The sequence below is a fragment of the Micromonospora sp. WMMD710 genome (genome assembly GCF_029626045.1).
In the GTDB taxonomy this organism is placed as follows: domain Bacteria; phylum Actinomycetota; class Actinomycetes; order Mycobacteriales; family Micromonosporaceae; genus Micromonospora.
In genome coordinates this window covers 531,156-543,173 of record NZ_JARUBD010000001.1, presented here as the reverse complement: position 1 = coordinate 543,173, position 12,018 = coordinate 531,156, and the positions used below count along the sequence as shown (strand labels likewise).

Sequence of the window (12,018 nt, the reverse complement as noted above, 5' to 3'; positions counted from 1 at the left end):
ACAGCATGGGACGAACGTGCACCCGAAGAGTTCACCGGCCGACCGGCTCGCCGCCGTCGGCAACCAGATGATCGAGATTCATCTCTGGCTCAGTACGGAGCTTGCCCGCCTCCGGGACGGCCTCGACCACCCCGACCATCCCGACCGGTCACGGGACCTGCGCGCACACTGCCTGACCTTCTGCGCCGCCCTGAGCCGCCACCACACCGGCGAGGACGAGGGAGCGTTCCGGCTGTTGGCCGACCAGGTCCCCGAGCTACGCCCGGTCATCGCGAACCTGATCACCGACCACGAGGTGGTGGCGGGAATCCTGCACCGCGTCGAGGATCTGCTGGGCACCGACACGCCGATGCCGGCGGCCCAGGTACGCGCCGAGTTGGACGGGTTGGCCGCGCTGCTGGAGTCGCACTTCCGGTACGAGGAGAAGCGACTCGTGACCGCGCTGGACGCGCTCACCGGCCAACCCGGTCACGCCGAAGACCTGCTCGGCCTGACCCGACCCGCCGACTGACGGCCGGCCTACCTAGCGCAGCGTGGCCTCGGGCTGGCCGACCTCGGGCTGGCCGACCTCGGGCTGCGGGCCGGGCAGGCGCTCGTAGAAGCGGATCTTCTCGCGGAGGTGGTCGTACTGGCGCTGGAGCAGGCGCATCTGCTCCTCCACCTGCTCGGCGTGGCGCAACAGCAGCTCCCGCCGCTCGTCGACGGTGTGGTCGCCCTCGCGGGCCAGAGACGCGTAGCGGCGCATCTGGGCGATCGGCATGCCGGTGTCGCGCAGGCAGCGGAACAGCACCAGCCAGCCGAGGTCGTCGTCGGTGAAGACCCGCTGCCCGCCCGTCGTGCGTTCCACGTCGGCCAGCAGGCCGATCTTCTCGTAGTACCGCAGGGTGTCCAGGCTGAAGCCGCTGCGCCGGGCGGCCTCCGACGGGGCGTAACCGGTCATGCCGAGATGCTAGCCCTTGACCTGGAGCACACTCCAGGTCGGAGGGTGGTCCGCATGACGACGACACGCACGCTGGGACGCAGCGGCATCGAGGTGAGCGCCATCGGCATGGGGTGCTGGGCGATCGGCGGCCCACTCTGGGGCGACGACGGGCAGCCGTTCGGCTGGGGCGAGGTCGACGACGACGAGTCGATCCGCACCATCCACCGGGCGCTCGACCTCGGGGTGACCCTGTTCGACACCGCCAGCAACTACGGCGCCGGGCACAGCGAACGGATCCTCGGCCGGGCGCTCTCCGGCCGCCGGGACCGCGCGGTGATCGCCACCAAGTTCGGCAACGTCAGCGACGAGGCGACCCGCCGGGCACTCGGCACCGAGGCCAGCCCGGCGTTCGCGGTTCGCAGCCTGGAGGACTCCCTGCGCCGCCTCGGCACCGACCACGTCGACCTCTACCAACTGCACATCAACGCGCTGCCGGCGCCCGCCGCGCTCGACCTGGTCGGCACCCTGGAGGACCTGGTCGACCAGGGCAAGATCCGGGCGTACGGCTGGAGCACCGACAACCCCGCGTCGGCGGAGGCGTTCGCGGCGGCCGGCGCGCACTGCGCCGCCATCCAGCACGACGAGTCGGTGCTCAGCGACAACGCGGCGGTGCTGGCGGTCTGCGACCGTCACGACCTGGCCAGCCTCAACCGGGGGCCGCTGGCGATGGGGCTGCTCACCGGCTCGACCCGGACGCTCGACGCGGACGACGTACGGGGGCGGCCTCCCGAGTGGCTCCAGTGGTTCACCGATGGCCGGCCGACGCCACGCTGGGCGGCCCGTGTCGAGCAGGTGCGCGCCGCGCTCACCGCCGACGGACGGACCCTCGCGCAGGGCGCGCTCGGCTGGCTGCTGGCCCGCAGCCCGCGTACCGTCCCGATTCCCGGCCTGCGCACGGTCGCCCAAGCCGAGGAGAACCTGAAAACCCTGGAGCGAGGCCCGCTGAGCCCCGAGGCGTACGCCGAGGTGGAGCGCCTGCTCGCGGACCTGCGCCCGGCCTGACCCTCGTCGATCGTGCAGTTTCTGTCCCGACAGAACGGACGTGGCCGGGCAGAACGGCGACAGAAACTGCAAGGTCGGCGCGGGGAGTGCGGGCGGGGGTGCGTCCGGGGGCGGTGTTCTGGACGAAGATGGGGGTATGCGGATCCTTCTGGCCGGCGCGTCCGGCTTTCTCGGCACCCGGTTGAGTGACCGGCTCGCCGCCGACGGGCACCAGGTCACCCGGCTCGTCCGTCGGGCGCCGAACGGCCCGCAGGAGCAGCAGTGGGACCCGGCCGCCGGTCAGCTCGACCCGGCCGCGGTCGCCGGGTCGGACGCGGTGGTCAACCTGGCCGGCGCGGGTGTCGGTGACAAGCGCTGGGACGACGACTACCGGCGGCTGATCCGCTCCAGCCGGGTGGACAGCAGCAGCACCCTCGCGACCACCATCGCCGGGCTGCCGGCCGCCGACCGACCTCGGGCGTTGCTCAACTCGTCGGCGGTCGGCTGGTACGGCAACACCGGCGACCGGGTGGTCGAGGAGGACGCGCCCGCCGGGGAGGGCTTCCTGGCCGACGTCTGCCGGGTCTGGGAGGCCGCGACCCGGCCGGCCGAGGACGCCGGGGTACGCGTGGTGCGGCTCCGCACCGGCCTGCCGCTGCATCGTGACGGCGGGCTGCTCAAGCCGCAGCTGCTGCCGTTCAAGCTGGGCATCGCCGGCCGGTTGGGCAGCGGCCGGCAGTGGCTGCCCTGGATCTCGATGGCGGACTGGCTGGACGCGACCCTCTTCCTGCTGGCCCGGGACGACATCGCCGGCCCGGTCAACGTGGTGGGGCCGCACCCGGTGACCAACGCCGAGTTCACCAAGGAACTGGCCCGGCAGCTGCACCGCCCGGCGATCATCCCGATCCCCGCCCTGGCGCTCAAGGTGGCCCTCGGCGGCTTCGCACACGAGGCCCTCACCAGCACCAGAGTCCTCCCCGGCATCCTGACCCAGGCCAGCTACCCGTTCCACCACCCCACCCTCCCGAAAGCCCTCCACGCGGCCCTAACCGCCTGACCACCATGTGGTGATCAAGAGGTTTGCGTCATCCGGGAGCCGGATTCTGACGCAAACCTCTTGATCAACCAATCGGGGCGGGGTTAGCAGCCGATTACCCAGTAGTTGGGGGCGGTCTGCTTCAGGGCGGTGGTGTAGAAGGTGTTGTAGAGGCCCATTCGCTGGTTGGAGCCGTTGGCATAGGCGTAGCCGCCGGACTGGTACGCCCGACCCGCCGTCACGTGCGCGTAGTTGCTGGCCGTCACGCAGGTCGGCGGCGTGGTCGGCGTCGGGGTCGGGGTGGGGGTCGGGGTGGGGGTCGGGGTGGGGGTCGGCGTGGCCGTCGGGGTCGGGGTCGGGTCGGTGCCGCCGCCGTTCAGGCCGAAGAAGAGCGCGTCGCGGTACGTCGAGCAGATGGTGTCCAGGAAGTAGGCGGCCGCGTTGCCGCACTGATCGGCACCGGAACCCGGGTCGACCGGGGTGCCGTGGCCCATTCCGGAGACCCGGTAGAGGCGTACCTCGTCGTTGCCGTACACCTCCAAACTCGTATTGCCGGGCAGCGACGAGGTGCTGGTCGGGGTCTGCGAGATCCCCCGCACGTTGGTCCACTGGTCACGCGACTCGGTGCCGTTGAGCGGCGTGACCGTGGTGTCCGAGGTGCCGTGCCAGATGGCCACCCGCGGCCGGGGGCCGGTGTAGCCGGAGTACGCGCCGCGGACCAGGTCGCCCCAGGCGGCCGGGGTCTTGTCCGCGCCCGGGTTCATGCAGCTGAACGCGTTGACCATGCTGGTGGCGCAGCGGTACGGGATGCCCGCGATGATCGACCCGGCGGCGAAGACGTCCGGGTAGGTGGCGAGCATGACGGCGCTCATCGCCCCGCCGGCGGAGAGGCCGCTGACGTAGACCCGGGAGCCGTTGACCCCGAAGTTCGCCTTGGCGTGGTCGACCATCTGCTTGATCGACAGTGCCTCGCCCTGACCCCGGGCGGTGTCCCCCGCCTCGAAGAAGTTGAAGCAGGAGTTGGCGTTGTTGCCGGAGGGTTGCTGGGCGACGATCAGGGCGAACTTCCACTGGTCGGCGTACTTCTGCCAGCCGGAGTTGGCGAAGTAGCCGGAGGCGTTCTGGGTGCAGCCGTGCAGCAGCACCACGGCCGGGGAGTTGGCCGGCAGGTTGTCCGGCCGGTAGGCGTACATGGCGAGGTTGCCCGGGTTGGAGCCGAACCCGGTGACCTGGGTGAGGGTGGCGGCCTGGGCGGGTGTGGCGAGGGTGATCGCGCCCGCTGCGGCGAGGACGAGCCCGGCGACCGCACCGAGCAGCCGGTTGAGGGTGGATGAGGAGCGGCGCACGGCGGCCTCCTGAGGGGGCGGACTGTGAACTGGGTCACGGTCGAATTGCCGAGACGTTACGTCGATGTGTCGCTGCTATGACATGGCGCACACTCACACATTCACGACGACCGTTGTGTACCCCGAACCATCGACCGCCGGGCCGACCTCCGGCCAACAACACCCGTCCCCTCCTTGCAGGTATGACCGGCCCGTCCAGGTCCGGTTGGTAACGTCCGCTGCGTGCCGTCCTCCCCGTCGCTGGCCACCGGGCCCGCACCCGCGTCACCTCCGCGTGCCGTCCGGGACCACCGGGCCGACCTGATCGTCGCGCTCGTGGCGCTCGCACTCGCCGTCTGGGTGACCAGCGGCCTGTGGCGGAACCCGAACGTGCGCACCATCACCGTCAACTCCAGCGACCAGGCGCTCTTCGAGTGGCTGCTGGCCTTCGGCGGGCACGCGGTCAGCCACGGGGACAACCCGTTCTTCACGTACCTGATCAACGTCCCGGACGGCGTCAACCTCGCCGTCAACACCTCGATCACGGTGTACGCGGTGGTCTTCGCCCCCCTCACGTACCTGATCGGGGCGCCGTCGACGTTCCTGGTGATCCTCACCCTGAACCTGTTCGCCACGGCGCTGGCCTGGTACTGGCTGCTCTCCCGGCACCTGGTGCGCAGCCGGCTGGCCGCCGGGGTGGGCGGCCTGTTCATCGCCTACTCCCCCGGCATGGTGTCGCACGCCAACGCCCACCTGAACTGGACCGCCGGCTGGCTGGTGCCGCTGCTGATCTGGCGGCTGTTCGCGCTGCGCCGCCCCGCGCACTGGCTGCGCGACGGGGTGATCCTCGGCGTGCTGGTGGCGGTGGCCTTCTCGATCGCCGCCGAGGGCCTCTTCTTCGCCGCGCTCGCGCTCGGTGTCTTCGTCGCCGTCTGGGCGCTGCACCCGGCCCGGCGGGCCGAGGCCCGTGCCGCGCTGCCCACCTTCGTACGCGGGCTCGCGGTGACCGCCGTGGTGGCCGGGGTGCTGCTGTCGTACCCGTTGTGGCTGCACTTCGCCGGGCCGCAGCGGTTCCACGGCACCGGCTTCGACCCGGTGATCCACTCCGAGGACATCGCCGCGTTCGCGGCGTTCCCGCGCCGCTCGCTGGCCGGCGAGGTCGGGCTGGGCACCTCGCTGGCGCCGAACCCGACCGAGGAGAACTCGTTCTTCGGCGTCGGACTGCTCGTGCTCACCGTGGTCTGCTTCGTCGCGCTCTGGCGTCGGGCCGACCCCGGCCGCCGCGCCACCCTCTGGGCGCTGGGTGTCCTCGCGCTGGTCTTCACGGTGCTCTCCTTCGGGCCGGTCGCGAAGGTCGACGGGCGGCGTACCGACCTGCCGATGCCGTTCGACCTGCTCGGCCAACTGCCGGTGGTGAACGCGGCACTGCCCGCCCGGCTGGCCCTGGTGGTCGCGCCGGTGATCGGGGTGCTGCTGGCGTACACCGTCGACCAGTTGCGCACGACGCCCCCACGGCACCGATCCACGGAGCTGGCCTGGGCGCTCGGGTTCGCGGTGGCCCTGCTGCCGCTGCTGCCCACCCCGCTGCTGACCCACGAGCGGGAGCCCATTCCGCAGTTCATCACGTCCGGCACCTGGCGGCAGTTCGTCTCGCCGGACGGGGTGCTCACGCCGGTGCCGCTGACCGTGGACATCTACCCGGACGGTCAACGCTGGCAGGCGTACGCGCTGTCGCACCGGCAGGGCGAGTTCCGCATTCCCGGCGGCTTCTTCCTCGGGCCGGGCGGGCCGGACGGGCGGGGCCGGATCGGACCGGTGCCACGCACCCTGAGCGCCCTGATGGACCAGGCCGGCCGCACCGGACTGGTGCCGATCATCACCGACGGCACGATCCGGGAAGTCCAGTCGGACCTGCGGCACTGGCGGATCGAGACGGTGGTGCTCGCCGACGAGGTGCACGGCGCGAAGTTCGGAGTCGACGAGGACGCGGTCCGGCGTACCGCCACCGCCCTGTTCGGTGACCCGCAACGGGTCGACGACGTCTGGCTCTGGCGCATCCCACCGGCCTGACCCGGCCTGGTGAGGCGGCTCACCAGGGATCGGAGCCCTGCGCGGGACTAGGCTGGACGCCGTGACAACGACGACCTCCGGCCTGACGGCCGTCCGCGCCGGCCTGCTCGACTACCAGGCCGCCTGGGACGAGCAGCGCCGCCTGCACGAGTCGGTGGTGGCTGGCGAGCGCGGCGACACCGTGCTGCTGCTGGAGCACCCGAGCGTCTACACCGCGGGCAAGCGCACCGAGCCGTGGGACCGGCCGATGGACGGCACCCCGGTCGTCGACGTGGACCGCGGCGGCAAGATCACCTGGCACGGGCCGGGGCAGCTGGTCGGCTACCCGATCCTGCGGCTGCCCGACCCGGTGGACGTGGTCGCCTACGTCCGGCGTACGGAGGAGCTGCTGATCGACGTGTGCGCCGAGTTCGGGCTGGCCGCCGGCCGGGTCGAGGGGCGCAGCGGTGTCTGGGTGCCCGAGGACGACCGGGGGCCGGCCCGCAAGGTGGCCGCCATCGGCATCCGGGTGGCCCGGGGCGTCACCCTGCACGGCTTCTCGATCAACTGCGACTGCGACCTGGCGTACTTCGACCGGATCGTGCCGTGCGGCATCCGCGACGCCGGCGTCACCTCGCTCACCGCCGAGTTGGGCCGCCCGATCACCGTGGCCGACGTGCTGCCGGTGGTCGAACGCCGGCTGTCCACCCTGACCGAGGTCTGAGCGCACAACCGGCGTCCCGTCCTACGGGGTGAGCCGGTGCAGGTCACGTGGGAACGCGGTGACCTCCCGGACGTTGGCCGCGCCGACCAGGCGCGCCACGAACCGTTCCAGGCCGATGGCGAAGCCTCCGTGCGGCGGCATGCCGTGCCGGAACGCGTCCAGGTATCCCGCGTACGGCTCGACCGGCTCGCCCCGGGCCGCGAGCGCCGCCAGGTAGTCGGCGTGCCGGTGCAGCCGCTGCCCGCCGGTGACCAGCTCCAGACCACGGAACAGCAGGTCGAAACCGTTCGAGTACGCGGGCCTCGCCGGGTCCGGGTGGGTGTAGAACGGCCGCTTGGCCATCGGGTAGCCGGTGACGAACAGGAAGTCGGAGCCGTGTTCGCGGCGGGCCCACTCGCCCAGCGCCCGTTCGTGGGCGGGCGCGAGGTCCGGCTCGTCGGCGGGCGCGCCGGCGATCTCCAGCGCGTCGGTGAAGTGCACCGCCGGGATCTCCGCCGGCACCTGCGGCGGCGTGACGTCCAGCGTCGCCAGGGCACCGGCGGCCCGCTCGCCCACCGCCCCCAGCATTCCGGCCAGCACGTCGCGCAGCACCCGCATGACGTCGGTATGGTCGGCGACGAAGCCCAGCTCCACGTCGAGCGACGTGTACTGCGCGAGGTGCCGGACGGTGTCGTGCGGCTCGGCCCGGAAGACCGGCCCCACCTCGTAGACGCGTTCGAAGACGCCGACCATCAGCTGCTTGTAGAACTGCGGCGACTGGGCCAGGTACGCGGGACGGCCGAACCAGTCCAGCGCGAACACGTTCGCCCCGCTCTCGGTGCTGGAGCTGACCACCTTCGGCGTGTGGACCTCCACGAAGTCCCGGGCGTCGAGGGTGGCCCGGAAGCCGGCCACCGTCGCCGCCGAGATCCGCAGCGCGGCCGAGCGGCTCGGATGGCGCAGGGCGGTCGGGGCGTTGTCGAGCTGGGTGGGCAGGCTCGCGGTGAGCGCCGGCCGGTACAGGTCGAACGGGGGCGGCACGGCGGGCGGGCCGAGCGGACGTACCGTCGGGTCGGTCAGCTCGACCCCGGCGGGCGCCGTGTCGTTCGCGGTGACCGTGGCGGTGACCTCGACGACCGTCTCCTCGGTGAGTCTCTCCAGCTGCGTGCGGGTCGCCGGGTCGGTGACGACGACCTGGGCCAGGCCGGCGGCGTCCCGCACGATCAGGAACACCACCGACTTGAGCAGGCGGCGGCGGTGCACCCAGCCGGCGATCCGCACGGTGTCGCCGGCGTGGGCGGGCAGTTGGTGGGACAGGGTTCGTTGCATGACGGGCTGCTCCTCGGTCGATCGCGACGCCGCCACCGGGGCGGTGACATCGCATCAGCCCCAGGGAGGTGTGGGCGAGCGGGAACCTCGCGGTGCCACCACACCTTCGCCCCCGCCGCGGCGGGGGCCTCGTTCGTCGCCTGATGACCGGGGCCAGCCGGGCGGGCTCTACTGGGCGTCTCCGCCGTTCTGCCCGCAGCTCGGGAGGGTCTTCACGCACCGGCGCCAGACCGCCTCTCAGCACCGGCGGCTCTCTGCACTGGCGGGTCGGCGCGCTACTCGGCTCCGTCGTCGCTGTTGGCGCTGAACCTAGCACCGGATCCGTCGCGTGTGACGCCCATTTTCCGCAGCCCGGTGTCCGGCGTCACAACGTCTGCGGCGTGACGCCGGTCGCCTGACGCACATAGACGACGGCCGTCCGGCGTAGGCTCGTTTTCGTGACGATCGAGCACTCCGCGCCGACGACCGGCCAGGCAGCGCGTAGCGCAACAGCGGCCCCCGAGGGGCGTCGGCTGCTGCGCATCGAGGCGCGCAACGCCGAGACGCCGATCGAGCGCAAGCCGCCATGGATCAAGGTCAAGGCCAAGATGGGCCCGGAGTACACCCAGCTGCGCGGGCTCGTCTCGCGCGAGGGGCTGCACACCGTCTGCCAGGAGGCCGGCTGCCCCAACATCTACGAGTGCTGGGAGGACCGGGAGGCCACCTTCCTCATCGGTGGCGACCAGTGCACCCGGCGCTGCGACTTCTGCCAGATCGACACCGGCAAGCCGGCCGAGTTCGACGCCGACGAGCCGCGTCGGGTCGCCGAGTCGGTGGTCTCGATGGGCCTGCGCTACGCCACCATCACCGGTGTCGCCCGCGACGACCTGCCCGACGGCGGCGCCTGGCTGTACGCCGAGACCGTCCGGCAGATCCACGCCCTGCAGCCCGGCTGCGGCGTCGAGCTGCTGATCCCGGACTTCAACGCCGTCCCCGAGCAGTTGGCCGAGGTCTTCGGCTCCCGCCCGGAGGTGCTGGCGCACAACGTGGAGACCGTGCCGCGCATCTTCAAGCGGATCCGCCCGGCGTTCCGCTACGACCGCTCGTTGGACGTGATCCGGCAGGCCCGCGCCGACGGTCTGGTCACCAAGAGCAACCTCATCCTCGGCATGGGCGAGGAGCGGGCCGAGGTGTCGCAGGCGCTGCGCGACCTGCACGAGGCCGGCTGCGAGCTGATCACCATCACCCAGTACCTGCGCCCCTCCCCCCGGCACCACCCGGTGACCCGCTGGGTCAAGCCGGAGGAGTTCGTCGAGCTGCGCGAGGAGGCCGAGGAGATCGGCTTCGCCGGGGTGATGAGCGGGCCGCTGGTGCGCTCGTCGTACCGGGCCGGCCGGCTCTACCGGCAGGCACTCGACGCCCGCGCCGCCGCGCCGGTCGTCACCGCCGGCTGACCCGCCGGCAGCGCCGCACGGGCGTTCGGCGTCCGAATGCCATGATCGTGCGATGACCGCCGGCGTACGCGAACAGCCGCGCGGCGCGGACTCCCCGCGCCCGCGGCCCGGCACGCGTCTCGGCGTAGTCGGCTGGCTCACCGGGTTGGTCGTCCTCGCCGGGGTGTCCTACCGGCTCTGGCTGCTGGGCCACGCCACGCCGCCGACGAACAGCGACGAGGCCACCATGGGGTTGGCCGCGCTGCACATCGCCCGGGGCGAGGGGTTCCCGGTCTGGTTCTACGGCCAGCAGTACATGGGCACGCTGGAGGCGTACCTGGCCGCGCCGGTGTTCGCGCTGGCCGGCGGCCCGTCGCTACTCGGCCTGCGGCTGCCCACCCTCGCGCTGTACGCGCTGTTCCTGCTGCTGACCTGGCGGTTGACGGTGCGGCTCACCGGGGACCGCTGGTTCGGGCTGCTGGTGGTGGCGCTGCTCGCGCTCGGCTCCGACCGGGTGGTCAAGAACCAGTTGATCGCCGGCGGCGGCTACCCGGAGATGAACGCGGCCGGGGTGGCGCTGGCGGTGCTCGCCGTGGACCTGGCCGCCGGTCGGCCGGGGTGGCGGCCGGTCCGCTGGGCGGCGTGGGGGTTCCTGGCCGGGCTGATGCTCTGGGTCGACCCGCTGGTGCTGCCGTACGTCGTGGCGACCGGTGCGGTGCTGGTCGGGTTCTGTCGGCGGGAGCTGCGCGGGTGGGCCGGGGTGCTGCTCGGGGCCGCCGCCGTGCTGGGCGCCGCCCCGCTGCTGCTGCACAGCCTGCTGACCGGGCGTGACCCGCTGCACGCGGTGCTCGCCGCCGGCGGCGCGGGCGCCTCCGCCGGGTGGGCGGACCGGCTGCACGGCGGGCTGCTGCTGGGGCCGCCGTTGGGCATGGGCTTCTGCGCCCCGGGGCGGTGCGCCACCTGGCAATTGTGGTGGGCGTACGCCCTGCCGGTGCTGCTGGTCGTGGCCGCCGTGACGGCCTGGCGGGCGTTGCGTCGGCGGTCCGACACCGCGCCCCGGGTCGCGGCGGCGATGCGATTGGCGCTGGTGCTGGCGGCGGTGGCCACCCTCACCGCGTACACGGTGAGCAGCACCTCCGGTCGCACCCCGGTGGAGAGTGCCCGCTACCTGTCCTGCCTGCTCATCTCCCTGCCGGCGCTGCTCTGGCCGGTGTGGACGGTGCTGCGGGACAGGACCGGGCCGACGATCGTCCGGCCGGTCGCGCTGCTCGTGCTCGCCGCCACGCTGGGCACCGCCGCCTCCGCCACCTGGCAGGCGGTGCGGACCGCACCGGCGAACCGGGCCGCCGAGGCCCGGCACGCCGACCTGGTGACCACCCTGCGCCAGCTCGGCGTACGACACGTGCGCGCCGGCTACTGGACCTGCAACCGGCTCACCTTCGCCAGCGCCGAGCAGGTGGTCTGCGCGGTCGTCGACGACACGCTGCGCCCCGGCTTCGACCGCTACCCCGCGTACCGGCGGGAGGTGGACGGTGCGGCGGCGCCGGCCTGGGTCGCCCCCGCCGGCTCGCCGCTGGCGGCCACCCTCGACGCGCGGCTGGGCACCGCCGCGGGTGGCCTGGAACTGGTCACGATCGACGGCTGGCGGATCTACCTGCCGCGCTGACCCCTCCGGGTGTCCGGGGTCAACGCCGTGTCGCGGGCTCGGCGAGCAGGCCGAGGCGGTGCGCCAGGGCGGCGGCCTCCATCCGGTTGGTCACGTCGAGTTTCGCGATGATGCGGGAGACGTGCACGCTGGCGGTCTTCGGAGAGATGAACAGCCGCTCGGCGATCCGGCTGTTGCTGTGCCCCTCGGCGACCAGCCGCAGCACCTCCCGCTCCCGGGCCGTCAACAGATCGGCGCCGGCCCCACCCGCACCGCGCAGGCCGACCCGGCGCGCCAGGACGCTCGCCGCCTCGGCCAGCGGCCCGGCACCCAGCCGCCGGGCGATCTCGGCGGCCTCGGTGACCGCCGCCGCGGCCTCGTCCCGCTCCCCCGCGGCAGGAAATCTACGTCGTTGCCGAACATGTCGGGCTCCTTCGTGGCGTCGTCGTCTTCTGCTGACGACTCTTCGCGCGAAGGCCCCACCCGGGCATGGGCACCCCGCCTCATCTTCCCGCCCGGCACCCTCCTTACCCGCCCGGTCAGGGCCCATACGGCG

General features: G+C 72.8%; 11 protein-coding genes. 7 read left to right on the top strand and 4 right to left on the bottom strand.

What is annotated here, in order from left to right:
• Positions 1–16: 16 nt before the first annotated feature.
• Positions 17–511: a hemerythrin domain-containing protein gene (locus O7620_RS02660; RefSeq protein WP_278121718.1), complete on the top strand. Its 495-nt coding sequence runs from the start codon at positions 17–19 to the stop codon at positions 509–511.
• A gap of 12 nt (positions 512–523) precedes the next feature.
• Here the strand turns inward: O7620_RS02660 and O7620_RS02655 are convergent, their stop codons facing one another.
• Positions 524–940, bottom strand: a complete 417-nt coding sequence (locus O7620_RS02655) for a MerR family transcriptional regulator (protein WP_278121717.1) — start codon at positions 938–940, stop codon at positions 524–526.
• A 54-nt stretch (positions 941–994) separates the two neighbouring features.
• Between O7620_RS02655 and O7620_RS02650 the strand changes: the two genes are divergently transcribed.
• Together O7620_RS02650 and O7620_RS02645 are read left to right on the top strand one after the other, a co-directional pair.
• A complete protein-coding gene (locus O7620_RS02650; RefSeq protein WP_278121715.1) occupies positions 995–1,984 on the top strand; it encodes an aldo/keto reductase in 990 nt (329 codons plus the stop codon).
• A 136-nt stretch (positions 1,985–2,120) separates the two neighbouring features.
• Complete coding sequence (locus O7620_RS02645) at positions 2,121–3,020, top strand: TIGR01777 family oxidoreductase (protein ID WP_278121713.1); 900 nt, start codon at positions 2,121–2,123, stop codon at positions 3,018–3,020.
• A gap of 83 nt (positions 3,021–3,103) precedes the next feature.
• Here the strand turns inward: O7620_RS02645 and O7620_RS02640 are convergent, their stop codons facing one another.
• The gene (locus O7620_RS02640; RefSeq protein ID WP_278121711.1) at positions 3,104–4,345 is read right to left on the bottom strand and encodes a PHB depolymerase family esterase; all 1,242 of its coding nucleotides are present in this window, start codon (positions 4,343–4,345) and stop codon (positions 3,104–3,106) included.
• A 222-nt stretch (positions 4,346–4,567) separates the two neighbouring features.
• Here O7620_RS02640 and O7620_RS02635 point away from each other — a divergent pair, with 222 nt between their 5' ends.
• Both O7620_RS02635 and lipB read left to right on the top strand, forming a co-directional pair.
• Complete coding sequence (locus tag O7620_RS02635; RefSeq protein WP_278121709.1) at positions 4,568–6,394, top strand: DUF2079 domain-containing protein; 1,827 nt, start codon at positions 4,568–4,570, stop codon at positions 6,392–6,394.
• A 61-nt stretch (positions 6,395–6,455) separates the two neighbouring features.
• On the top strand, positions 6,456–7,097 hold the full coding sequence (gene lipB / locus O7620_RS02630) for a lipoyl(octanoyl) transferase LipB (RefSeq protein WP_151492925.1): 642 nt from the start codon (positions 6,456–6,458) through the stop codon (positions 7,095–7,097).
• 21 nt (positions 7,098–7,118) lie between these two features.
• On the opposite strand, the gene aspS is transcribed toward lipB, so the two are convergent.
• Positions 7,119–8,405: an aspartate--tRNA(Asn) ligase gene (gene aspS / locus O7620_RS02625; protein WP_278121706.1), complete on the bottom strand. Its 1,287-nt coding sequence runs from the start codon at positions 8,403–8,405 to the stop codon at positions 7,119–7,121.
• A 437-nt stretch (positions 8,406–8,842) separates the two neighbouring features.
• Between aspS and lipA the strand changes: the two genes are divergently transcribed.
• Complete coding sequence (gene lipA, locus O7620_RS02620; protein ID WP_278121704.1) at positions 8,843–9,838, top strand: lipoyl synthase; 996 nt, start codon at positions 8,843–8,845, stop codon at positions 9,836–9,838.
• Between the two features lie 52 nt (positions 9,839–9,890).
• On the top strand, positions 9,891–11,483 hold the full coding sequence (locus O7620_RS02615) for a hypothetical protein (RefSeq protein WP_278121702.1): 1,593 nt from the start codon (positions 9,891–9,893) through the stop codon (positions 11,481–11,483).
• 19 nt (positions 11,484–11,502) lie between these two features.
• Here O7620_RS02615 and O7620_RS02610 read toward each other — a convergent pair whose 3' ends face one another.
• Positions 11,503–12,012, bottom strand: coding sequence for a response regulator transcription factor (locus tag O7620_RS02610; RefSeq protein ID WP_278121701.1), 510 nt, complete (start codon positions 12,010–12,012; stop codon positions 11,503–11,505).
• Positions 12,013–12,018 lie beyond the last annotated feature (6 nt).